General features: G+C 72.1%; 17 protein-coding genes. 10 read left to right on the top strand and 7 right to left on the bottom strand.

The features are described from left to right. Positions 1–281 precede the first annotated feature (281 nt). Positions 282–977: an HAD family hydrolase gene (locus ACZ7DY_RS28955; protein ID WP_471140222.1), complete on the bottom strand. Its 696-nt coding sequence runs from the start codon at positions 975–977 to the stop codon at positions 282–284. 100 nt (positions 978–1,077) lie between these two features. After that, on the bottom strand, positions 1,078–4,614 hold the full coding sequence (metH, locus tag ACZ7DY_RS28950; protein ID WP_471140220.1) for a methionine synthase: 3,537 nt from the start codon (positions 4,612–4,614) through the stop codon (positions 1,078–1,080). 295 nt (positions 4,615–4,909) lie between these two features. On the opposite strand from metH, the gene ACZ7DY_RS28945 reads away from it, so the two are divergent. The 10 genes from ACZ7DY_RS28945 to ACZ7DY_RS28900 all read left to right on the top strand — a co-directional run bounded on the left by ACZ7DY_RS28945 (position 4,910) and on the right by ACZ7DY_RS28900 (position 15,681). Beyond that, on the top strand, positions 4,910–5,674 hold the full coding sequence (locus ACZ7DY_RS28945) for an IclR family transcriptional regulator (RefSeq protein ID WP_471140218.1): 765 nt from the start codon (positions 4,910–4,912) through the stop codon (positions 5,672–5,674). A gap of 339 nt (positions 5,675–6,013) precedes the next feature. Then, entirely contained in the window at positions 6,014–6,805 is a 792-nt protein-coding gene (locus tag ACZ7DY_RS28940; protein ID WP_471140216.1) for an MIP/aquaporin family protein, read from the top strand. A 70-nt stretch (positions 6,806–6,875) separates the two neighbouring features. Beyond that, entirely contained in the window at positions 6,876–8,420 is a 1,545-nt protein-coding gene (gene glpK / locus ACZ7DY_RS28935; RefSeq protein WP_471140214.1) for a glycerol kinase GlpK, read from the top strand. A 5-nt stretch (positions 8,421–8,425) separates the two neighbouring features. Further along, the gene (locus ACZ7DY_RS28930) at positions 8,426–10,036 is read left to right on the top strand and encodes a glycerol-3-phosphate dehydrogenase/oxidase (RefSeq protein ID WP_471140212.1); all 1,611 of its coding nucleotides are present in this window, start codon (positions 8,426–8,428) and stop codon (positions 10,034–10,036) included. Between the two features lie 92 nt (positions 10,037–10,128). Next, positions 10,129–10,914, top strand: coding sequence for a nucleoside phosphorylase (locus ACZ7DY_RS28925; RefSeq protein ID WP_471140210.1), 786 nt, complete (start codon positions 10,129–10,131; stop codon positions 10,912–10,914). 41 nt (positions 10,915–10,955) lie between these two features. Continuing rightward, complete coding sequence (locus tag ACZ7DY_RS28920; protein ID WP_471140207.1) at positions 10,956–12,311, top strand: amidohydrolase; 1,356 nt, start codon at positions 10,956–10,958, stop codon at positions 12,309–12,311. Then, a complete protein-coding gene (locus tag ACZ7DY_RS28915) occupies positions 12,308–12,937 on the top strand; it encodes a sulfite oxidase-like oxidoreductase (protein ID WP_471140204.1) in 630 nt (209 codons plus the stop codon). Before ACZ7DY_RS28920 ends, ACZ7DY_RS28915 begins: the two co-directional genes overlap by 4 nt. Then, positions 12,930–13,697: a ferredoxin reductase gene (locus ACZ7DY_RS28910; protein WP_471140201.1), complete on the top strand. Its 768-nt coding sequence runs from the start codon at positions 12,930–12,932 to the stop codon at positions 13,695–13,697. The genes ACZ7DY_RS28915 and ACZ7DY_RS28910 overlap by 8 nt, the downstream gene beginning before the upstream one ends. Positions 13,698–13,829: 132 nt before the next feature. Further along, positions 13,830–14,501, top strand: coding sequence for a FadR/GntR family transcriptional regulator (locus tag ACZ7DY_RS28905; protein WP_471140198.1), 672 nt, complete (start codon positions 13,830–13,832; stop codon positions 14,499–14,501). 196 nt (positions 14,502–14,697) lie between these two features. Then, on the top strand, positions 14,698–15,681 hold the full coding sequence (locus tag ACZ7DY_RS28900) for a PAC2 family protein (RefSeq protein ID WP_471140195.1): 984 nt from the start codon (positions 14,698–14,700) through the stop codon (positions 15,679–15,681). Positions 15,682–15,759: 78 nt separating this feature from the next. Here ACZ7DY_RS28900 and ACZ7DY_RS28895 read toward each other — a convergent pair whose 3' ends face one another. The 5 genes from ACZ7DY_RS28895 to ACZ7DY_RS28875 form a co-directional block, all read right to left on the bottom strand. Further along, complete coding sequence (locus ACZ7DY_RS28895) at positions 15,760–18,819, bottom strand: NPCBM/NEW2 domain-containing protein (protein ID WP_471140192.1); 3,060 nt, start codon at positions 18,817–18,819, stop codon at positions 15,760–15,762. 146 nt (positions 18,820–18,965) lie between these two features. After that, positions 18,966–20,195: a cysteine--1-D-myo-inosityl 2-amino-2-deoxy-alpha-D-glucopyranoside ligase gene (gene mshC, locus ACZ7DY_RS28890; protein WP_471140190.1), complete on the bottom strand. Its 1,230-nt coding sequence runs from the start codon at positions 20,193–20,195 to the stop codon at positions 18,966–18,968. Positions 20,196–20,344: 149 nt separating this feature from the next. Next, positions 20,345–21,163, bottom strand: coding sequence for an SCO1664 family protein (locus tag ACZ7DY_RS28885; protein WP_471140187.1), 819 nt, complete (start codon positions 21,161–21,163; stop codon positions 20,345–20,347). After that, positions 21,127–21,717, bottom strand: a complete 591-nt coding sequence (locus ACZ7DY_RS28880; protein ID WP_471140184.1) for a DUF3090 domain-containing protein — start codon at positions 21,715–21,717, stop codon at positions 21,127–21,129. Before ACZ7DY_RS28880 ends, ACZ7DY_RS28885 begins: the two co-directional genes overlap by 37 nt. A gap of 123 nt (positions 21,718–21,840) precedes the next feature. Then, entirely contained in the window at positions 21,841–22,527 is a 687-nt protein-coding gene (locus ACZ7DY_RS28875; protein ID WP_471140182.1) for a histidine phosphatase family protein, read from the bottom strand. Between the last annotated feature and the right edge of the window lie 24 nt (positions 22,528–22,551).

Below are 22,551 nucleotides of genomic sequence, written 5' to 3'. Positions count from 1 at the left end.
TTGGTGGGGCACGGGGGTGGGGCGATGTTCTCGCGACGAGATTAGTCCGCACCAGATGAGCGTCGGAGGGCGCGTGAACCATGGATCAATCACGCTGCGAAACCGGGCGTGGACACACCGATAACCCGACACCGGAAGGTTTCGTGCACGCTCCCATCAATCGGGACACATCGTCACGCCTCCGGGACCCGGAAAGGGGGCCGCTGCATATGCGGGCACCCCTGTCGACCCTCATCGGAGTGGGAAACGTCACACCTCCGGGGGGGCCTGGGACGGAACTGTCAGAGGGTCATCAGGCCTTGCAGGAAAGGCACGTTGACGTGTTCCAGGGAGGGGACGACGGTGCGGCCCGCGATGGCCGGGATGGGCGCGACGGACGGCACGGCCACCACGCGGCATCCCGCGGCCTCCGCCGCCGCGACACCGGTCGCGGTGTCCTCGATGACCGCGCACCGGGTGGGGTCCGCGCCGAGGCCCCGGGCCGCCAGGAGGTAGGGGTCGGGGTGGGGCTTGGTGCGGGCCACCTCGTCGCCGGCGACGGTGAGTTCGAAGTGGTGGGCGCCGATCGAGTCCAGGACGCGGTCGATGATGCGCCGGTGCGACGCCGAGACCAGGGCCATCGGCACGCCGTGCGCGCCGAGTTCGGCGAGCAGGCGCGCGGCGCCCGGCATCAGCGGCAGGGTGCGGCTGATGCGCTTCTCGAAGCTGTCGTTGAGCAGCACGGTGAGCTCGGGCACCGTGATGTCCGCGCCGGTGGCCTCGATGAGGAAGCCCGCGCTGCGCGTCATGGGTCCGCCCACGACGACGTCGCGCCAGGCCTCGTCGAGCGCGTGCCCGAGGGAGGCGAAGGCCTCGACCTCCGCGTCCCACCAGAAGCCCTCGGTGTCCACGAGGGTTCCGTCCATGTCGAGCAGCACACCCTGCAGGGCGGAACCTTCGGCCATTGGGGTGCCGAGCGCGGGAACCGTACTGGTCATGCGACCACACCTTCCATGAGGGACGAGAAGGCCGGCTGCCTCCTTCTGACGGGAAGGCAACCGGCCTGCACTGGACCGACCAGTGTACGACCGCGCCGGATCAGCGCGCGTTGAAATATTTCGCCTCGGGGTGGTGGATGACGATGGCGTCGGTGGACTGCTCGGGGTGGAGCTGGAACTCCTCCGAGAGCTGCACGCCGATCCGCTCCGGCCGGAGCAGCTCGGCGATCTTCGCGCGGTCCTCCAGGTCGGGGCAGGCGCCGTAGCCGAGGGAGAAGCGCGCGCCGCGGTACTTGAGCGCGAACATGTCCTCGACGTCGGCCGGGTCCTCGCCGGCGAAGCCCAGCTCGGAGCGGACGCGGGCGTGCCAGTACTCGGCCAGGGCCTCGGCCAACTGGACGGACAGGCCGTGCAGTTCGAGGTAGTCGCGGTAGGAGTCGGCGGCGAACAGCTCGGCGGTGGCCTCACCGATCTTCGATCCGACGGTGACGACCTGCAGGCCGACGACGTCGGTCTCGCCGGACTCCTCGGGCCGGAAGAAGTCGGCCAGGCACAGCCGCCGTCCGCGCCGCTGGCGCGGGAAGGTGAAGCGGGTGCGCTCCGAGCCGTCCTCGCCCAGGATGATCAGGTCGTCGCCCTTGGAGACGCAGGGGAAGTAGCCGTGGACGACGGCGGCCTCCAGGAGGTTGTCGGTCTGCAGCCGGTCCAGCCAGCCGCGCAGGCGGGGCCGTCCCTCGCTCTCGACGAGCTCCTCGTACGAGGGGCCGTCGCCGGTGCGGGCCTGCTTCAGGCCCCACTGGCCCTTGAACAGCGCGCCCTCGTCCAGCCAGGACGCGTACTCCTTGAGCTGGATGCCCTTGACGACGCGGGTGCCCCAGAACGGCGGGGTGGGGACCGGGTTGTCGGTGGCCACGTCGGAGCGGGCCGGCTGTTCCGCCTCGTCGGCCTCGAGGAGGGCCGTGGTGGCCTTGGAGGGCACGCGGCGCTGCTTGAGCTCGGGGAGGGTGGCGCCGGGCACTCCGCGCTTGACCGCGATGAGGGCGTCCATCAGGCGCAGGCCCTCGAACGCGTCCCGGGCGTAGCGCACCTCGCCCTCGTAGATCTCGTGCAGGTCCTGCTCGACGTAGGCGCGGGTGAGGGCGGCGCCGCCCAGGATGACGGGGAAGTCGGCCGCCATCTTGCGCTGGTTCAGCTCCTCCAGGTTCTCCTTCATGATCACGGTGGACTTGACCAGGAGGCCGGACATGCCGATGACGTCGGCGCGGTGTTCCTCGGCCGCGTCCAGGATCGCCGCGACGGGCTGCTTGATGCCGAGGTTGACGACGTTGTAGCCGTTGTTGGACAGGATGATGTCGACGAGGTTCTTGCCGATGTCGTGCACGTCGCCGCGGACCGTGGCGAGCACGATGGTGCCCTTGCCCTCGTCGTCGGTCTTCTCCATGTGCGGTTCGAGGTAGGCGACGGCGGTCTTCATCACCTCGGCCGACTGGAGCACGAAGGGCAGCTGCATCTGGCCGGAGCCGAAGAGTTCGCCGACGACCTTCATGCCCTCCAGGAGGGTGTTGTTGACGATGTCGAGGGCGGGGGTGTCCTGGAGCGCCTCGTCGAGGTCGGCCTCCAGGCCGTTCTTCTCGCCGTCGATGATCCTGCGCTGCAGCCGCTCGTCCAGGGGCAGGGCGAGGAGTTCCTCGGCCTTGCCCGCCTTCATCGACTTGGTGGAGACGCCCTCGAAGAGCTCCATGAGCTTCTGCAGCGGGTCGTAGCCCTCGGCGCGCCGGTCGTAGATGAGGTCGAGGGCGGTGGTGACCTGTTCCTCGTCGAAGCGCGCGATCGGCAGGATCTTCGAGGCGTGCACGATGGCGGAGTCGAGGCCGGCCTTGACGCACTCGTCCAGGAAGACGGAGTTGAGCAGGACGCGGGCGGCCGGGTTGAGGCCGAAGGAGATGTTCGACAGGCCGAGCGTGGTCTGTACGCCCGGCCGGCGGCGCTTGAGTTCGCGGATCGCCTCGATGGTGGCGATGCCGTCCTTGCGGGACTCCTCCTGGCCGGTGCAGATGGTGAAGGTCAGGGTGTCGATGAGGATGTCCGACTCGTGGATGCCCCAGTTGCCGGTGAGGTCGTCGATGAGGCGCTCGGCGATGGCGACCTTGTGCTCGGCGGTGCGGGCCTGGCCCTCCTCGTCGATGGTCAGCGCGATCAGGGCGGCGCCGTGTTCCTTGGCGAGGGCGGTGACCTTGGTGAAGCGGGACTCGGGGCCGTCGCCGTCCTCGTAGTTGACGGAGTTGATGACGGCGCGGCCGCCCAGCTTCTCCAACCCGGCCTGCAGGACGGGCAGTTCGGTGGAGTCCAGGACGATCGGCAGCGTGGAGGCGGTGGCGAACCGGCCGGCCAGTTCGGCCATGTCGGCGACGCCGTCGCGCCCCACGTAGTCGACGCACAGGTCGAGCATGTGCGCGCCCTCGCGGATCTGGTCGCGCGCCATCTCGACGCAGTCGTCCCAGCGGCCCTCCAGCATGGCCTCGCGGAACTTCTTCGACCCGTTGGCGTTGGTCCGCTCGCCGATCGCCATGTACGCGGTGTCCTGCCGGAACGGCACCGTCTGGTACAGCGAGGCGGCGCCGGGCTCCGGGCGGGGCTCGCGGGGGGTGGTCTCCTTGCCGCGTACCCGCTCGACGACCTGGCGCAGGTGTTCGGGGGTGGTGCCGCAGCAGCCGCCGACCAGGGAGAGGCCGTACTCGCGTACGAAGTTCTCCTGGGCGTCGGCGAGCTCGGGGGCGGTCAGCGGGTAGTGGGCGCCGTCCTTGCCGAGGACGGGCAGGCCCGCGTTGGGCATGCAGGAGATCGGGACGCGCGAGTGGCGGGCGAGGTAGCGCAGGTGCTCGCTCATCTCGGCCGGGCCGGTGGCGCAGTTCAGGCCGATCATGTCGATGCCGAGCGGCTCCAGCGCGGTGAGCGCGGCGCCGATCTCGGAGCCGAGGAGCATGGTGCCGGTGGTCTCGACGGTGACGGAGCAGATCACCGGGAGGTTGGCGCCGGTGGCGTCCAGAGCGCGCCGGGCGCCGAGGATGGCGGCCTTGGTCTGCAGGAGGTCCTGGGTGGTCTCCACCAGGAGGGCGTCGGCGCCGCCGGCGATCATGCCCTCGGCGTTGATCTGGTAGGCGTCGCGCAGGGTGGCGTACGGGGCGTGGCCGAGGGTCGGCAGCTTGGTGCCGGGGCCCATGGAGCCGAGGACCCAGCGCTGCTGCCCGGTGTCGCGGGTGAACTCGTCGGCGACCTCGCGGGCGATGCGGGCGCCGGCCTCGGAGAGCTCGAAGTTGCGCTCCGGGATGTCGTACTCGCTCAGGGCGGCGAAGTTCGCGCCGAAGGTGTTGGTCTCCACGCAGTCCACGCCGACCGCGAAGTACTCCTCGTGGACGGAGCGCACGATGTCGGGGCGGGTGACGTTCAGGACTTCGTTGCAGCCTTCGAGCTGCTGGAAGTCCTCCATCGTGGGGTCCTGGGCCTGGAGCATGGTGCCCATCGCGCCGTCGGCCACCACCACGCGGGTGGCGAGGGCCTCGCGGAGGGCGTCGGCTCGGGCTCCGCTCTCGAGCGGAACGGGCGTGGACTGCGACGACGGGGTAGGCGACGAGGCCATGAAAGAGCTCCCTGGAGTGCGACGGCTGTCGGCTTTGCGCCTTCTGGTTGGAGGGCGCACCCGGCCAGGGTAGCCGGGACCAAGGTCCCTGCGTCGAGGAGTCCACGAGGCGGACTCGCGGCTCGCTCGTGGCCGGTTCCCGCGCCCGGGACGGGGAAGGCGGCAACACGGGCCGTCCGCGCATTAGCGAGAGGTCGACAACGACCGATAGTGTTCAGCATTGCCGAACGTCGCCATGGGCGCGTCGGCATGGGACACGACGGCAGGGCGCGAGGGGACGGAGGTCGGGGCTGCGATGGCACGCAACATCCAGTCGCTCGAAAGGGCCGCGGCGATGCTGCGGCTGCTCGCGGGCGGCGAGCGACGGCTCGGACTCTCGGAGATCGCCTCCACCCTCGACCTCGCCAAGGGTACGGCGCACGGCATTCTGCGCACCCTTCAGGCGGAGGGCTTCGTCGAGCAGGACCCCGCCTCGGGCCGCTACCAGCTGGGCGCCGAACTGCTGCGCCTGGGCAACAGCTATCTGGACGTGCACGAGCTGCGCGCCCGCGCGCTGGTGTGGACCGACGACCTGGCCCGTTCCAGCGGCGAGAGCGTCCACCTCGGGGTCCTGCACCAGCAGGGCGTCCTCATCGTCCACCACGTCTTCAGGCCCGACGACAGCCGCCAGGTCCTGGAGGTCGGGGCCATGCAGCCGCTGCACTCCACGGCGCTGGGCAAGGTCCTCTCCGCGTACGACCCGGTCGCGCACCACGAGGCCGTCGAGGCCGAGCGCAACACCTTCACCGCGCGTACCGTGACCGACCCCGAGGGGTTCGAGGGCATCCTCGACGTGACCCGCGCGCGCGGGTACGCGGCGGACGTGGAGGAGACCTGGGAGGGCATCGCCTCCGTGGCGGCCCCCATCCACGACCGGCGGCGCATGCCGGTCGGCGCGGTCGGCATCACCGGCGCCGTGGAGCGGGTCTGCCGCGACGGGGAGCTGCGGCCCGAGCTGATCGCCGCCGTGCGGGACTGCGCGCGCGCCGTCTCCCGCGATCTGGGCGCCGGGCGCTTCTGACCGCCCTTCCCCCTTCCCCGTCGCCTCGCGGCTCCAACACGCAGGTGGCACGCGTTCGCGCGAGGATCGGGGCACGCGTACGGCCCCCGTGAGGGCGGGTCGGAACCGATAACGCGGAACGATCAATAACGATCGTGTTTTCAATAACAGAACTCTTGACGTGCCAGTAACCCCGGGGTGAGACTCGCGTCCATCGGTCGGCATTGTCGAACACCTACCGGCATTACGCGTTAGAGTGTGACAAGGCCAAGGGCCGGCAACCGACCTCACCTGAGGTCGCGGACCACCGGAGGGACCCGGGGTTCGCCTTCCCCTGGACGAAGGACAAAGGAGTCGCGGGTGTCCAGCTCCGACATCTTCATCGGCGAGACCATCGGTACCGCCGTGCTCATCCTGCTCGGCGGTGGCGTGTGCGCCGCCGTCACGCTCAAGCGCTCAAAGGCCAAGGACGCCGGCTGGCTCGCCATCACCTTCGGGTGGGGCTTCGCCGTACTGACCGGCGCCTACCTCGCGGGTGGTGTCTCCGGTGCCCACCTCAACCCGGCGGTCACGCTCGGCCTCGCCATCGAGGGCGGCACCAAGTGGAGCGACGTTCCGCTCTACCTGGGCTCCCAGCTGCTGGGCGCGATGATCGGCGCCGTGCTGGTGTGGGTCACCTACCTGGGCCAGTTCACTGCCCACCTGACCGACCCCGAGATCCTCGCGGCGCAGCCCGCCGAGGAAGGCATGGTCGACCAGAAGGCCGCGCCCGCGGCAGGACCGGTGCTCGGCATCTTCTCGACCGGCCCCGAGATCCGGAACTACGTCCAGAACGTGCTCACGGAGATCATCGCCACGGTCGTCCTGGTCCTCGCCATCCTGACGCAGGGCCTGAACGACGGCGGCAACGGCCTCGGCGTCCTCGGCGCCCTGATCACCGCCCTCGTCGTGGTCGGCATCGGCCTCTCGCTCGGTGGCCCCACGGGCTACGCGATCAACCCCGTCCGCGACCTCGGTCCGCGCATCGTCCACTCCGTGCTCCCGCTGCCGAACAAGGGCAGCTCGGACTGGTCGTACGCCTGGGTGCCGATCGTCGGCCCGCTGATCGGTGGCGCCATCGCCGGCGGTCTGTACAACGTCGCGTTCAAGTAGACCCACGACAGCGACCGATGACCGCCACAGAGGCTTGAGAGCCGTCAGCAAAGAACTTCTGGAGCACACCGTGACCGACGCACACACCGCAGGCCCCTTCATCGCGGCCATCGACCAGGGCACCACCTCTAGCCGCTGCATCGTCTTCGACAAGGACGGCCGGATCGTCTCCGTCGACCAGAAGGAGCACGAGCAGATCTTCCCGAAGCCGGGCTGGGTCGAGCACGACGCCGCCGAGATCTGGACCAACGTCCAGGAGGTCGTCGCCGGGGCCGTCTCCAAGGCCGGCATCACCCGCGACGACATCAAGGCCATCGGCATCACCAACCAGCGTGAGACCACGCTGCTGTGGGACAAGAACACCGGCGAGCCGGTGCACAACGCCATCGTCTGGCAGGACACCCGCACCGACGCGCTCTGCAAGGAGCTCGGACGCAACGTCGGCCAGGACCGCTTCCGCCGCGAGACCGGCCTGCCCCTCGCGTCCTACTTCGCGGGCCCCAAGGCCCGCTGGCTGCTCGACAACGTCGAGGGCCTGCGCGAGCGCGCCGAGGCCGGCGACATCCTCTTCGGCACCATGGACTCCTGGGTCATCTGGAACCTGACCGGCGGGACCGACGGCGGCAAGCACGTCACCGACGTCACCAACGCCTCCCGCACCATGCTGATGAACCTCCACAAGATGGAGTGGGACGAGCGCATCTGCGAGTCCATCGGCGTCCCCGCGCAGATGCTCCCCGAGATCCGCTCCTCCGCCGAGGTCTACGGCGAGGTCACCGGCGGACAGCTCGGCGACCTCCTCGGCGGCATCCCGGTCGCCTCCGCGCTCGGCGACCAGCAGGCGGCCCTCTTCGGCCAGACCTGCTTCGACGAGGGCGAGGCCAAGTCCACCTACGGCACCGGCACCTTCATGCTGATGAACACCGGTGACAAGGCCATCAACTCCTACTCGGGCCTGCTGACCACGGTCGGCTACCAGATCGGCGACCAGAAGCCGGTCTACGCCCTGGAGGGCTCCATCGCCGTCACCGGTTCGCTGGTGCAGTGGATGCGCGACCAGATGGGCCTGATCAACTCCGCCGCCGAGATCGAGACGCTCGCGTCGTCGGTCGAGGACAACGGCGGCGCCTACTTCGTACCGGCCTTCTCCGGCCTGTTCGCCCCGTACTGGCGCTCCGACGCCCGCGGTGTGATCGCCGGTCTGACCCGGTACGTCACCAAGGCGCACATCGCGCGCGCCGTCCTGGAGGCCACGGCCTGGCAGACCCGTGAGATCACCGACGCCATGACGAAGGACTCCGGCGTCGAGCTCGCGGCCCTCAAGGTCGACGGCGGCATGACCTCCAACAACCTGCTGATGCAGACCCTCTCGGACTTCCTCGACGCGCCCGTGGTGCGCCCGATGGTCGCCGAGACGACCTGCCTCGGCGCCGCCTACGCCGCCGGTCTCGCCGTCGGCTTCTGGTCCTCGACCGACGAGCTGCGCGCCAACTGGCGCCGGGCCGCCGAATGGACCCCCCACATGGACGCGGGCACCCGCGACCGTGAGTACAAGAGCTGGCTCAAGGCCGTGGAACGGTCCATGGGCTGGCTCGACGAGAGTGGCGAGGAGTAAGACACATGACCACCCTGCAGAGCGTCCCTGCCCTCGGGACGCATCCGGCCGCCGGTTCGCACCAGAGCCGCGCCGAGACCCGGGAGCAGCTTTCCAAGGCGACGTACGACCTCCTGGTGATCGGCGGCGGGATCCTGGGCATCTCCACCGCCTGGCATGCCGCGCAGTCGGGACTGCGGGTGGCCCTGGTGGACGCCGGCGACTTCGCCGGCGCCACCTCCTCCGCCTCCTCCAAGCTGCTCCACGGCGGTCTGCGCTACCTGCAGACCGGCGCGGTGAAGCTGGTCGCGGAGAACCACTTCGAGCGTCGCGCGGTGTCGCGTCAGGTCGCCCCCCACCTGGCGAACCCGCTCACCTTCTACCTGCCGGTCTACAAGGGCGGCCCGCACGGCGCCGCCAAGCTCGGCGCGGGCGTCTTCGCCTACAGCGCGCTCTCCGCCTTCGGTGACGGCGTCGGCCACCTCCTGTCGCCGTCGAAGGCCGCGCAGGACGTGCCGGAGCTGCGCACGGACAACCTGAAGGCCGTCGCGGTCTACGGCGACGACCAGATGAACGACGCCCGCATGGCGCTGATGACGGTCCGCGCGGCCGTCGAGGCCGGCGCGGTCGTCCTCAACCACGCCGAGGTCACCGGCCTGCGCTTCACCAAGGGCCGGGTCACGGGCGCGGAGCTCAAGGACCGCACGAGCGGCGACGAGTTCGGCGTCAACGCCCGACTGGTGCTCAACGCGACCGGCCCGTGGGTGGACCACCTGCGCAAGATGGAGAACCCGGCCGCCGCGCCCTCCATCCGCCTCTCCAAGGGCGCGCACCTGGTCCTCAAGCGCACCGCGCCGTGGAAGGCCGCGCTGGCCACCCCGATCGACAAGTACCGCATCACCTTCGCCCTCCCCTGGGAGGACATGCTGCTGCTCGGCACCACGGACGAGGAGTTCGAGGGCGACCCGGCAGACGTGCGGGTCACCGAGGCCGACACCGCCCAGATCCTGGACGAGGCCGCCTTCTCCATCCGCGACCAGCAGCTGTCGCGCGACCTGATCACGTACTCCTTCGCGGGTCTTCGGGTGCTGCCCGGCGGCCCCGGCGACACCTCGAAGGCCAAGCGCGAGACGGTCGTCACCGAGGGCGCCGGCGGCATGCTGTCGGTCGCCGGCGGCAAGTGGACGACCTTCCGCCACATCGGCCGTACGGTGATGAAGAAGCTGGAGTCCCTCCCGGGGCACCCGCTCGGCGACGACTACGAGCCCATCTCCGAGCTGCCGAAGAAGCTGCCGCTGCCCGGCATCGCCAACCCGCGCGCCGTCGCGCACCGCCTGCTCGTGGACGGCCCCGCGCCGGGCCCGCGCATGGCCGCCGACACCGCCAAGCACCTGGCGACGCACTACGGTTCGCTCTCCTTCGACATCGCCCGCCTGGCGAACGAGAACCCGGAGCTCGCCGAGCGCGTCCACCCGGACGCCCCGGAGATCTGGGCCCAGGTCGTCTACGCCCGCGACCACGAGTGGGCCGAGACCGCGGACGACGTGCTGCGCCGCCGCACGACGCTGACGATCCGCGGCCTCGCCACGGACGGGGTCCGCGCCAAGGTCGAGGACCTGCTGGGCAAGAAGGCCTGAGACACACCGCTCGTACGAGCGCGCGGGCAAGGGGCGGTTCCCCCCGGGGGGCCGCCCCTTCGCCGTGCCCGGCGCTGCGTACGATCACCCGCGTGAGTTCTCCCCAGACGCCGCCATCCGACGCGCTGCCCATCACCCGCGTCCCCCGCACCGGCCTGCCCGCACGGGCGGTGGTCGTCGGCGACCCGGGCCGCGCGGCCGCCGTCGCCGGCCTCCTGTCCGACGCCAAGGAGGTGTCGTACCACCGCGAGTACCGCACCTTCACGGGCAGCTGGCAGGGGACGGACGTCGTCGTCGCCTCGCACGGCGTCGGCGCCCCCGGGGCGCTGCTCCTCTTCCAGGAGCTGGCCGAGGCGGGCGTGCGCACCATGATCCGGCTCGGTACCGCGGGCGCGATCCGGGCCGGCATCCGCGACGGGGACCTGGTCATCGCGGACGCGGCGGTGCGCGACGACGGGGTGACGCAGCAGCTGATCCCCGCCGAGTACCCGGCGTTCTCCGCGCCGGAGGCGGTCATCGCGCTGCAGCGGGCCGCGCGGGCGGCCGGCGCGCCGTACCACCGGGGTGTGGTGTGGACGCGGGCCGCGTTCCAGCCGGGCTTCCTGCCGCTGCCCGGCGAGGCGTACGCGCGGGCCGGGATCGCCGCGATCGAGATGGAGCTGGCGGCGCTCTACGTCTTCGCCGCCACGCACGGCCTGACCGCGGGCGGCGCGCTGGTCGTGGACGGCGCGAACGCCGACGAACTCGTCGACGAGGCCGCCACCGGCGGGTACGACCCGCACCGCGACGTGGTGGCCGACGGGGTCGCCCGGGGCGCCCGGATAGCCTTGGACGCGCTGCGTCTGCTGGCCTCGGCCACGGACCGGGCCGAGCACTGAACGACGAACGACCGCGAACGACCAGGGAGAGCGCGACCCCGATGCATCCGACCGACCTGCCGGCCCAGGACCGCGGCGGCTCCATCGACCTGCTGGTGCACGGCGGCGACGTACTGACCGTCGACGCCGCGGGCACCGTCGTGGCGGACGGGGCGGTCGCCGTCCGCCGGGGCCGCGTCGTCGAGGTGGGGCCCGCGGAGCGGCTGCGCGCCGCGTACGAGGCGGCCGAGGAGATCGACGCGCGGGGCTGCCTCGTCCTGCCGGGCCTCATCAACACCCACACCCACCTCGCGATGACGCTGCTGCGCGGCATCGCCGACGACCTCACGCTGCAGGGCTTCCTGGCCAGGGTGATCCCGCGCGAGGCCGCACTGCTCACGCCGGAGACGGTGACGGCGGGGATCCGGGGCGCCATCGCCGAGTCCGTGCGCGGCGGGGTGACGACCGCGCTCGACATGTACTGGTTCCACGAGGCCGCCGAGGCCGCGGCCCGTGAGGCCGGCTGGCGGCTGCTCACCGGCCCGACGTTCATGGACGTGCCGGGCCCGCCGGACGGCCGCCCCTACGCCGAGCGGCTCGGCTGGGCGGCCGCCGACCTGGCGGCCCGTACGCCGGCGCCGGGCACCCGCCCGGTCGTCTTCGCGCACTCCGCGTACACCCTGAGTCCCGAACAGCTGACGGCGATCGCCGCGCTGGCGCGTGAGCACGGCGCGCTGCTGCACCTGCACGCCGCCGAGAACGCGGGTGAGGTGGCGACCGTCACCGAGCAGCACGGCATGCGCCCGGTGGAGCTGCTCGACTCCCTCGGCGTCCTCGGCCCCGACACGCTGCTCGCCCACGCCGTCGACCTCACCGACGCGGAGATCGCCACGCTGGCCCGGACCGGGACCGCCGTCGCGCACTGCCCGGTGTCGAACCTGAAGCTGGGCTGCGGCATCGCGCGCGTGCCGGAGCTGCTCGACGCGGGCGTCACGGTGGGCCTCGGCACAGACGGCGCGGTGAGCTCCAACACGCTGGACCTGCTCGGCGCGGTCACGGTCGCCGCGCTCGTCCACAAGGCGGGCGGCGACCCCACGGCGGTCGGCGCCGAACAGGCCGTGCGCATGGCCACCGTCGAGTCGGCGCGGGCCCTCGGGCTAGGCGACGAGCTGGGGTCCCTGGAGGCGGGCAAGCGCGCCGACCTGATCGTCCTCGACCTGGCGCGCCCGCACCTGGCGCCCCGGCACGACCCCTGGTCGACGCTGGCGTACGCGGCGGCGGCCGCCGACGTCCGGGACACCGTGGTGGACGGCCGCGTCCTCATGCGCGACCGCGCCCTGCTCACCCTCGACGAGCCGGCCGTCCTGCGGGAGCTGACCGCAGCAGCCGCCGCGCACCCGGAGACGAGCGCCGTATGACCACGGGTGCCGGATTCGAACCGACGCGCGGCTTCACCGGCCGTGCCCGCGCCGCCGACCGCGACCCGCGGCTGCCGCCCGGCCAGTACGACGCGCGCGACACCTGGCCCGTCCTCTCCGCCGAGGTGACGCCGAGGCTGGCCGCCGCCGACTGGACGTTCCGCGTCGACGGCCTCGTCGCCGCCCCCCGGACGTGGAGCTGGGACGAGGCGCACGAGCTGCCCGCCGCCGAGTACCGGGGCGACATCCACTGCGTGACGAGCTGGTCCAAGTTCGGGGTGCGGTTCGGCGGGGTGAGCCTGGACTCGTTCCTGGCGAAGGCCCGCCCGCTCGCCGCGGCCACGCACGTCATCGCGTACGCCCACACCGGCTACACCTCGAACCTGCCGCTCGCCGACGTGATGGGCGGCAAGGCGTGGATCGTGTGGGAGTACGGCGACGCGCCGCTGCCGCCCGAGCACGGCGGCCCGGCCCGCCTGATCGTCCCCCACCGCTACTTCTGGAAGAGCGCCAAGTGGATCGCGGGGCTACGCCTCACCGACCGCGACGAACCGGGCTTCTGGGAGCAGAACGGCTACCACCACCGGGGCGACCCGTGGGCCGAGGAGCGCTACTCCGGTGACTGAACCCTTCGACTCCCCCGCGGCGGCGCCCTTCGTGCCGCCGACGGCGTTCGCCGTGCCCGGCCGCATCGACGTGAGCAGCCGGTCGGCGGCGGTGTGGCAGCGCGCCTCCCTCGTGGAGATCCGCCGCGAGACCCCGCTCGTCTCGACGTTCCGCCTGAAGGTGCCCGAGTGGGAGGGGCACGTGCCGGGTCAGCACCTGATGCTGCGGCTCACCGCCGAGGACGGTTACGTCGCCCAGCGGCACTACTCGATCGCCTCCGCGCCCGACGGCAGCGGGGAGATCGAGCTGACCCTCGACCACGTGCGAGACGGCGAGGTGTCGGGGCACCTGCACACCGTGGCGCGGGTCGGTGACACGGTCGAGGTGCGCGGGCCGCTCGCCGGGTTCTTCGCCTGGCCCGGCGACCGTCCCGCGCTGCTGCTCGGGGCCGGTTCGGGCGTGGTGCCGCTGATGTCGATGGTCCGGCACCGCCGTCTCGCGGGGCTCGACGTGCCGCTGCGGCTGATCGTCTCGGCGCGCACGCGGGAGGACCTGATCTACGCGGACGAGTACGCCGAGGAGACCACCGTCGTCCTGACCCGCTCCGAAGGGCGCCTGAACGCGGCCCACTTGGCGCCGTTCCTCAGCGGTGCGGGGCGGCCAGAGGGCGGCTGGGAGGCGTACATCTGCGGCTCCAACGGCTTCGCGGAGCACGCCTCGCGCCTTCTGGTGGACGGCGGCCAGCCGGTGGACCGGATCAGGATCGAACGCTTCGGCTGACGGCCGCACCCGGGAGCCCGCGGGCCCCGGGCCAATCCCGCCACATCTCTGCGGCCGGGCGTGTGGCGGGACCATAATCGCCTGATACATCGGATGTCTTTCGGACACTTTGACTGGTGAGGCGAGGCCCCCATGGCTGTCACCGACGAGGCCATCGAGAAGATCAAGGGAATGATCGTCTCGGGCGCCCTGCGCCCCGGCGACCGGCTGCCCAAGGAGAGCGAACTCGCCGCCGGACTGGGCCTTTCGCGCAACTCCCTGCGCGAGGCGGTGCGCGCCCTCGCCCTGATCCGCATCCTCGACGTCCGCCAGGGCGACGGCACGTACGTCACCAGCCTGGACCCCCAACTCCTTTTGGAGGCGCTGAGTTTCGTCGTCGACTTCCACCGCGACGACACGGTCCTGGAGTTCCTCGCGGTGCGCCGCATCCTGGAGCCGGCCGCCACGGCGATGGCCTGCGCCCACCTCACCGACCGCGAACTCGACTCGCTCACCGAGCAGTTGGACGCGCTCGGGGCCGCGCCGTCCGTGGAGGAGCTGGTCGCCTGCGACCTGGAGTTCCACCGCCGCATCGTCCGGTCGTCCGGCAACTCCGTCCTGTGCTCCCTGCTCGACGGCCTCTCCGGGCCCACCACCCGGGCGCGCGTGTGGCGCGGCCTGACCCAGGAGGACGCCGTCAGCCGCACGCTGCACGAGCACCGGGCGATCCTCGCCGCGCTGCGGGACCGCGACGCCGAGGCGGCCAGGTCGTGGGCGACGGTGCACATCGCCAGCGTCGAGCAGTGGCTGCGCTCCACGCTCTGACACCGTCCCGCTGCCCTGCGTGAAGGCCCGGCGGGGGCGCCGGGAAGGCACCGCCCCACACCGCCCGAAACGACCGTTTCCCCGGCCCTGACGTGGGCAGTGATCACGCACTCCCCCACGCAAGGGGGCTGCGGAGGGACCCCGCCGACGCCGTAAGGTTGGGGGGTACGCAAGGGAACGTCGGAAGGAGGCCTGGGTGATCGAGCTCGAGGGGGTTCCCGAGCTGGTCGACCCGGTCATGGTGGCCGCGTTCGAGGGCTGGAACGACGCCGGCGACGCCGCCTCCGCCGCGGTCGCGCACCTCGACAAGGAGTGGAAGGGCGAGGTGTTCGCGGCGCTGGACGCCGAGGACTACTACGACTTCCAGGTCAACCGGCCGACGGTCTGGCTGGACGGCGGAGTGCGCAAGATCACGTGGCCGACGACCCGGCTCTCGGTGGTCCGTGTCGGCGGCGACAAGCCGCGCGACCTGGTCCTGGTGCGGGGCATCGAGCCGTCCATGCGCTGGCGCTCGTTCTGCAACGAGCTCCTGGGCTTCGCGCACGAGCTGGGCGTCGAGCTGGTGGTGATCATGGGGGCGCTGCTCGGCGACACCCCGCACACCCGCCCCGTCCCGGTCAGCGGCGTCACGTCCGACCCGGACCTGGCGCGCACCATGGACCTGGAGGAGACGAAGTACGAGGGTCCGACGGGCATCGTCGGCATCCTCCAGGAGGCGTGCACGCACGCGGGCGTGCCCGCCGTCAGCCTCTGGGCGGCCGTCCCGCACTACGTGTCGCAGCCGCCCAACCCGAAGGCCACGCTGGCGCTCCTCAACCGCCTTGAGGACCTGATCGACCTGCGCATCCCGCTGGGCGAGCTGGCGGAGGACGCGCGCGCCTGGCAGGTGGGCGTGGACCAGCTGGCGGCCGAGGACAGCGAGGTCGCGGAGTACGTCCAGTCGCTGGAGGAGGCGCGGGACACCGCGGAGCTGCCGGAGGCCTCCGGCGAGGCCATCGCCCGCGAGTTCGAGCGGTATCTGCGGCGCAGGGACGGCGGCGACGGCGGGGCCTATCTGCGGGACGCACCCAGCGACCGCACCCGGCCCCCGAAGCCGAAGCCCACCCAGCGCCCCGGGCAGGGCACGGAGAATGAGAGCGACGGGGACGACTCCGGCGCCGCGGATTCCTCGGACGACTGAGGGTTTCCGCCACTCCAGCACGGCCGAAAGGGGCGGCGTCGGACGGATCACGATCCGCCCGGCGCCGCCACGACTCCGTTACGCGCAGGCGAACTTGGCCGCGGCCCAGTCCGCGTGGTCCCCGCTCTTGGAGCCGTTGGTATCGGTCACCTTCAGCTGGACGTGCCGGGCGCCGCGCACGTCGACGTCGACCGGCACGGTCGCCGAGGCACCCGTCACCTTCGGCGAGGTCCACAGCACCTTGCCGTCGGCCTCGACGGAGAAGGCCACCTCCCCGTAGCCGTTGATCTCGTCGTCGATGCCGACGTCCGCGGTCAGCTTCGTGCAGCGGCCGCCCGGATAGACCTCGATGACGGAGTCGGCGTGCGTGCCGATCCCCTTCTCGTACGTCTTGCCCGCGAGGGTCAGTGTCCGGCCGTCGCCGGCGCCCGATTCGCCGTTGCTGCGGTCGCGTTCGGCGGGGCCGTAGCCGTTGGTCGACTTCAGCCACGCCATGTCACTGGCCCAGGTGTCCTTGCCGGGTGCCTCGGGCATCACGCCGAGCGCGAACCGGCCGGTGGCGGTGCGGTCCTGGCCCGCGGAGCGGTACCGGGCGGTCGCGGTGAGCGGCAGGTCGCCCGGTTGCGCGTCCTTGGCCGGGGTCACGGCGAGTTCGACACGGCGCGTGGCGCCGGCCGGGATGCGGTCGGCCCGTGCGGCGGTGACGGTCCACCCCCGCGGGGCGTCCAGGGTGACGTCGACGCCGGTGGCGTCCTTGGTGCCGGCCGTGACGTCGACGGCGACCTTGCCGGGGGTGCCCGCGCCGAGCTCCTGGCCAGCGGGGACGCTCACCGCGGCGTTCGCGCCGGGCACGGCGCCGCCGACGGCGCTGGCGTCGTCGAGCGTCAGCTGGAAGGGGCGGTCGGTGCGCAGGGACGCGGTCTTGACCCGCACGACGCCGCCGCGGTCGTCCCGGTCGTAGTACCAGCCCTGCCGGGCATCGTCGTATGCGCTCTTCGACGTGAGCCGCGGCAGCCGGTGTCCGTCGAGGCGGACCTGGCTCGGCGCGTCGCCGGTGTGGAGCGTGAACGCGTAGGGCCTGCTGCGCTGCTTCCCCTCGAACTCGCCCTCGCTCGCGCCGATCCGCACGCTCACGTCACCCGCGCCCGAGCGCGGTGCCCGCACGTCCGCGCGCTGCGTCGCGTACTTGCCGTCGCGGTGCTGCCGGGTGACGCCGTCGTCCTCGTACAGCTCGAAGGAGGACCGGCCCTGCGGGTAGATGTCCCAGGCGAGCGGCGAGTCGGCGGTGCGGTCCTGGTAGGAGCGTATGCCGCCGGGCCACATCGGCACGCTCGCGCCGCCCTTGACGAAGAGCGGCAGCGTGTCCAGGGGCGCGCCGTAGCCGTCGACCGTGGTCGGCCCCTGGTAGGTGCGCCCGGTCCAGTAGTCGGTCCAGGTGCCCTTGGGCAGATAGATGCCGTCGCGGGTGGTGGTGTCCTTGTACACGGGCGCGACGAGGAAGTCCTCGCCGGTCAGGAACTCGTACTTGGCGGCGTCGGTCGCGGCCTTGGGGTCATGGGGGTACTCCAGGGCCAGCGGCCGGACGGCGCCCACACCGGTCTTGGTCGCCTCGTGGGCGTACGAGTAGAGGTAGGGCAGCAGCGACTCGTGCAGCTTGAGGTACTTGCGGTTGATGGAGGTGTAGGGCTCGCCCTGCCGGAAGGGCTGCTTGTCGCTGGCGGCCCAGCCGTCCATGGTCATCGTGACGGGCAGGAACATCTTCCACTGCAGATCGCGTACGTACGTCTTGGGGCTGCCGCCGAAGATGCCGTCGACGTCACCGGTGGTGTACGCCATGCCGGACATGGTGGACCCGGCGTACGTCGGGATCTGCCAGCGGATGTACTCCCAGCTGCCGCTCTGGTCGCCCGACCACTGCACGCCGCAGCGCTGCGCCCCGGACCAGCTCTCGGGGGCCCAAGTGAAGCCGCGGGCGTCGCTGTTCTCCTCGATGCCCTGGTAGGCGTCCTTGCAGCCGTCCAGGGCCTTCTTGTAGCCGTCGCCGACCCAGGCGACGTCCAGCTTGGCGACGCGCTGGCCCGCCCTGACCTGTTCGGCGATCTTGTCGAGGCCGTCCTCGGTCCACAGGCCCATCCTCATCTTCCGCTCGGCCAGGCCCTTGGAGGTCTCGGCGAGGTTCTCGTAGCCGCAGCCGTAGCCGTCGTTGACGAGCATCCAGCCGTTGGGCATGTCGTGCTCGACGTAGCCGTCGGCGACCTTCAGGGCGTCCAGGGTGTGGCGCTCGCCGCGGTTGGCGTTGTGGAGGTAGCAGTCGGCGTCGCCGATCTCCATGCCGTAGACGGGCGGCATGAAGGGCTTGCCGGTGAGCTTCGTGTACTGCCCGATGACGTCCTTGGCGGCGTCGTCGCCGCGCCCGGCGAAGTAGTAGGCGTCGAAGCGCTGTTCCTTCGCGGTGGCGGTCACCGGCTCGGCGAAGTCATAGGTGTTGGGGGCGTAGGTGTTGCGGAAGACGCCGTACCCGGCCGAAGAGAGGTAGAACGGCACGGAGTTGGGGTGGCCGCCGTCGTCCCACTCGTAGTCGACGCTCACCTCGACCTTCTTGCCGCGGTGCGAGGTGTTGCCGCGGCCGTTCTGCATCCCGGCGCCGTAGAACTGCTCGTCGGCGCCGCGCGCCAGGCTCTGCGTGGTGGCGTCCTTGGTCCAGGACAGGCCCTTGGTCTCGGCCCACACCCGGCTGCCGTCGGCCCGGTACAGGGCGAAGCGCAGCGGCGACTTGTAGGCGCGCAGCGTCACCTCGGAGGTGCTCAGCTCGTAACGGTCGCTCTTCTCCCGCCACTTGGTGCGGGGCGCCTTGCCCTGCGGCAGGACGATGTCCTTGCCCGTGGGGTCGGTGAACTTCCCGTCCGGGGCGAGTTCGAGCCGGAAGGTCTCCCGGGAGACGAAGGAGACGCGGGCCTCGGCCTCGCCCGCTCTCAGGTGGTAGACGGGCCCGTCGGCGTCGAAGCCGGTGACGTCGCCGACCGTGGTCGCGGGCTCGTCGGCGGCCCGCGCGGAGCCGCCGCCGGGCCCGGCGAACGCCACGAGGAGGCCCAGCAGGGCGGCCGCGACCGCCGGTCTGAAGCGCGTGGAAGATCTCATGGCGGAGGTCTAGCGCCTCAAGAGCCCCCGTGGCCATGGACTTTGCTGGCCCGCTCCTGGATTTCCGGAGCGGCCCGTTCTCGGTCGGGCGGCGGTGGTGCGGCCCGCCCCGCGCACGGGGGCGGGCCCGCGTCCACGGGCAGCCGTTACAGGGCCACGCCGAGCAGCGCGTCGACGGCGCGCGACACGACGCCGGGCGCCGACTCGTCCGTACCGCCGTCGGCGGCCTGGCGGGCGGCCCAGCGGTCGACGGCCGCGAGGGCCGACGGCGCGTCCAGGTCGTTCGCGAGGGCGTCCCGCATCTCCTCGACGAGCGCCTCGGCGGACGGCCCGTCGGGGCGGGAGACGGCCGCGCGCCAGCGGCCGAGCCGCTCGACGGCCTCGTCGAGGACGGCGTCCGTCCACTCCCAGTCCGCGCGGTAGTGGTGCGCGAGGAGGGCGAGGCGGATGGCGGCCGGGTCGACCCCGTCGCGCCGCAGCTTGGAGACGAAGACGAGGTTGCCCTTGGACTTGGACATCTTCGCGCCGTCCAGGGCGACCATGCCGGCGTGGACGTAGGCCTTGGCGAAGGGGTACTCGCCGGTGAGGGCCTGGGCGTGGGAGGCGCCCATCTCGTGGTGCGGGAAGGCGAGGTCGGAGCCGCCGCCCTGCACGTCGAAGCCCATGCCCAGGTGGTCCAGGGCGATGGCCACGCACTCGATGTGCCAGCCGGGCCGGCCGCGGCCCAGGGTGCCGCCGTCCCAGCTCGGCTCGCCCTCGCGGGCCGCCATCCAGAGCATCGGGTCGAGCGGGTTCTTCTTGCCGGGGCGGTCCGGGTCGCCGCCGCGCTCGGCGGAGAGCAGCTTCATGGCGGCCGCGTCGAGCCCGGACACCTCCCCGAAGTGGGCGTCGGACTCGACGGAGAAGTAGGTGTCGCCCTCCAGGTCATAGGCGGCGCCCAGGTCCCGGAGGCGTTCGACGAGCGGCACGATGCCGGGTATCGCCTCGACGGCTCCGATGTAGTGCTGCGGGGGCAGGAGCCGCAGCGCGGTCATGTCCTCGCGGAACAGGGCGGTCTCGCCCTCGGCGAGCTCGACCCAGTCCTTTCCGTCGCGGTTGGCGCGTTCCAGGAGCGGGTCGTCCACGTCGGTCACGTTCTGGACGTAGTGAACCTGCCGCTTGGTGTCGAGCCACACGCGCTGCACGAGGTCGAACGCGTTGTAGGTCGCCGCGTGACCCATGTGGGTCGCGTCGTACGGGGTGATGCCGCAGACGTAGATACGGGCGACGGGACCGGGGTCAAGGGTGACGAGTCCACCGGTCGCGGTGTCGTGGATCCGGAGGTCGCGGCCCTTGCCGGGAAGGGCGGGGACCTCAGAAGCGGGCCAGGCATGCATGCCCTGAGCCTAACCGGACGGGGCGTCCGTATACGAGTGGGGATACGAGTGGGGATCAACGGATCGGTGGCCGCGGGCGCACTCTCGCGGCTCCCGGAGGGGTGTTCCGGGCGCCCCGGACGGCGGAACCGGCCATTCCTGGGCGCCGGCTACACCGGGGGCCAGGGAATCGGCGGCCAGTCGCCGCTCGGCTCCGGGTGGCGCCGGGAGTGCAGCAGCGCCGCCACCCGCGCGCGCACCGCGTCGACCTCCACGGGCGTGATCAGCCCGGCGAGCCGCTCGGCCAGCGCGCCGCCCTCCTTGAGCCCGTCCCGCAGGCCCGTCAGGACCTCGACGGCCTCACCGGTCAGCGGCTCCCCCGCCCAGCCCCACAGCAGCGTCCGCAGCTTGTTCTCGGCGTGGAAGGTCACGCCGTGGTCGATGCCGTAGAGCCGGTCCCCCGCGGTCAGCAGATGGCCGCCCTTGCGGTCGCTGTTGTTGATCACCGCGTCGAGGACGGCGAGGCGGCGCAGCCGCTCGTCGTCCGCGTGCACGAGGAGCGCCGTGCGGTCCTCGTCGACGCGCGCGAAACCGACGGCTTTCCAGCCCTGTCCGGGCTCCTCGCCGTCGACCAGGGCGAGCAGCCCGGCGCCGTCCGAGCCCTCGATCCACAGCTGGCACATGCCCTCGCCGTGCGGCCCTTCGCGCAGCACGGTGGGCGGCACCAGGTCCCAGCCGGTGGCCAGCGACACCTCGTAGGCGGCGACCTCGCGCTGGGCGAGCGTGCCGTCGGGGAAGTCCCACAGGGGGCGCTCCCCGGCGACGGGCTTGTAGACGCAGGCGGCCTCCTGGCCCTCGTACGCGACCGTGCAGTAGAGCACCGCGTTCGAGGCCTCGCGGATCCGCCCGCGCACGGTCAGCTCCCCGTGGGTGAGGAGCGCCACGGCGTCGTTCACGCTCCCCGCCGGTATCCGTTCTGGCGCGGGCATACGTGTCCTTCCGGGTCGAGCGGGAGGCTGCACAGGGGGCACGGCGGGCGGCCCGCGTTCACCACGTCCAGGGCCCGCTTGGCGAAGGCGCGGGCCTGCGCCCCGGTGAGGCGGACGCGGAGCATCGGCGGGCCGTTCTCCTCGTCCTGCAGGAGCCTTTCCTCCGCCGCCGCCAGGTCGTCCTCGGTGTCGGCGTCCAGCTCGACGAGCGCCTGGGCCTCGACGATCATGCGCTCCTCCTCGCCGTCCCAGGCGAGCGCCATCGTGCCGACGCGGAACTCCTCCTCGACGGGCGAGTCGAGCGGCGCGCTGTCGGTGACCTCGGAAGGGGCGACGGCGGGCACCGCGGCGCTGCCCCCGCTGCGGCGCACGACCTCGTCGAGGAGTTCCTCCATGCGCTCGGCGAGGGCGGCCACCTGGGTCTTCTCCAGGGCGACGCTGGTCACCCGGACCCCCGCGGAGGCCTGGAGGAAGAAGGTACGCCGTCCGGGCAGCCCGACCGTTCCCGCGACGAAGCGCTCCGGCGGGTCGTAGAGGAACACCTGACGGGACACGTCCTGTCTCCATTGATCGACTGCAAGGTATGGGTGTCGTGACGGCTCCGCCACGACGGCCGGACGGCTGCGAACGGGCTGCGGGGGCCGTCTCGGCCCGCCTCACCCTACTGCGCGTGACGATCACGGTGCGCCCGCAGTGCCCCCCACGGTGGCGTCGGCGCCCGGCGGCTCCTCGCGCGGCGCGAGCGAGGCGAAGTCACCGGTGTCCCCGAGCCGGACGAGGAAGGGCCGCAGCCGGGTGTAGCGGATGACGGTCACGGAGCAGGGCTCCACGGAGATCCGCTGGAAGAGGTCGAGGTGGAGGCCGAGGGCCTCGGCGACCAGGGACTTGATGATGTCGCCGTGCGAGCACATGAGGTACATGGCGTCCTCGCCGTGCTCGCGCTCCACGCGCGCGTTCCACTCGCGGACCGCCTCGGCCGCCCGCGTCTGCATGGCCCGCATCGACTCGCCGCCGGGGAACGCGGCGGCGGACGGATGCCGCTGGACGACCTCCATCAGCGGTTCGTCGGCGAGTTCGGCGAGCTTGCGGCCCGACCAGTCGCCGTAGTCGCACTCCCCGATGCGGTCCTCCGTCTGCGCCTGGAGGCCGGGCCGGGCGGCGAGCAGCGGCGCCACGGTCTCCCGGCAGCGCTGCAAGGGGCTCGTGACGACCTCGGCCAGCGGCAGCCCGGCGAGCCGTGCGGGCAGCGCGGCGGCCTGTGCGGCGCCCCGCTCGTCGAGGGCCACGCCGGGGGTCCACCCGGCGAGCAGGCCGGCGGTGTTGGCGGTGGAGCGTCCGTGCCGGACGAGGATCAGCGTGGGCATGCGGATCAGCCTAAGCGGCCGCGG

It is taken from the genome of Streptomyces sp. NPDC037013 (assembly GCF_055607265.1).
Note: the sequence above shows the minus strand (reverse complement) of the source record. Positions and strands in the feature narration are given on the sequence as shown.

Excerpts from the sequence above, each read along its gene's own strand:
- ACZ7DY_RS28955 (WP_471140222.1), bottom strand. The coding sequence starts at position 977 with ATGACCAGTACGGTTCCCGCGCTCGGCACCCCAATGGCCGAAGGTTCC.
- metH (WP_471140220.1), bottom strand. The coding sequence starts at position 4,614 with ATGGCCTCGTCGCCTACCCCGTCGTCGCAGTCCACGCCCGTTCCGCTC.
- ACZ7DY_RS28945 (WP_471140218.1), top strand. The coding sequence starts at position 4,910 with ATGGCACGCAACATCCAGTCGCTCGAAAGGGCCGCGGCGATGCTGCGG.
- ACZ7DY_RS28930 (WP_471140212.1), top strand. The coding sequence starts at position 8,426 with ATGACCACCCTGCAGAGCGTCCCTGCCCTCGGGACGCATCCGGCCGCC.
- ACZ7DY_RS28920 (WP_471140207.1), top strand. The coding sequence starts at position 10,956 with ATGCATCCGACCGACCTGCCGGCCCAGGACCGCGGCGGCTCCATCGAC.
- ACZ7DY_RS28915 (WP_471140204.1), top strand. The coding sequence starts at position 12,308 with ATGACCACGGGTGCCGGATTCGAACCGACGCGCGGCTTCACCGGCCGT.
- ACZ7DY_RS28905 (WP_471140198.1), top strand. The coding sequence starts at position 13,830 with ATGGCTGTCACCGACGAGGCCATCGAGAAGATCAAGGGAATGATCGTC.
- ACZ7DY_RS28895 (WP_471140192.1), bottom strand. The coding sequence starts at position 18,819 with ATGAGATCTTCCACGCGCTTCAGACCGGCGGTCGCGGCCGCCCTGCTG.
- mshC (WP_471140190.1), bottom strand. The coding sequence starts at position 20,195 with ATGCATGCCTGGCCCGCTTCTGAGGTCCCCGCCCTTCCCGGCAAGGGC.
- ACZ7DY_RS28885 (WP_471140187.1), bottom strand. The coding sequence starts at position 21,163 with ATGCCCGCGCCAGAACGGATACCGGCGGGGAGCGTGAACGACGCCGTG.
- ACZ7DY_RS28875 (WP_471140182.1), bottom strand. The coding sequence starts at position 22,527 with ATGCCCACGCTGATCCTCGTCCGGCACGGACGCTCCACCGCCAACACC.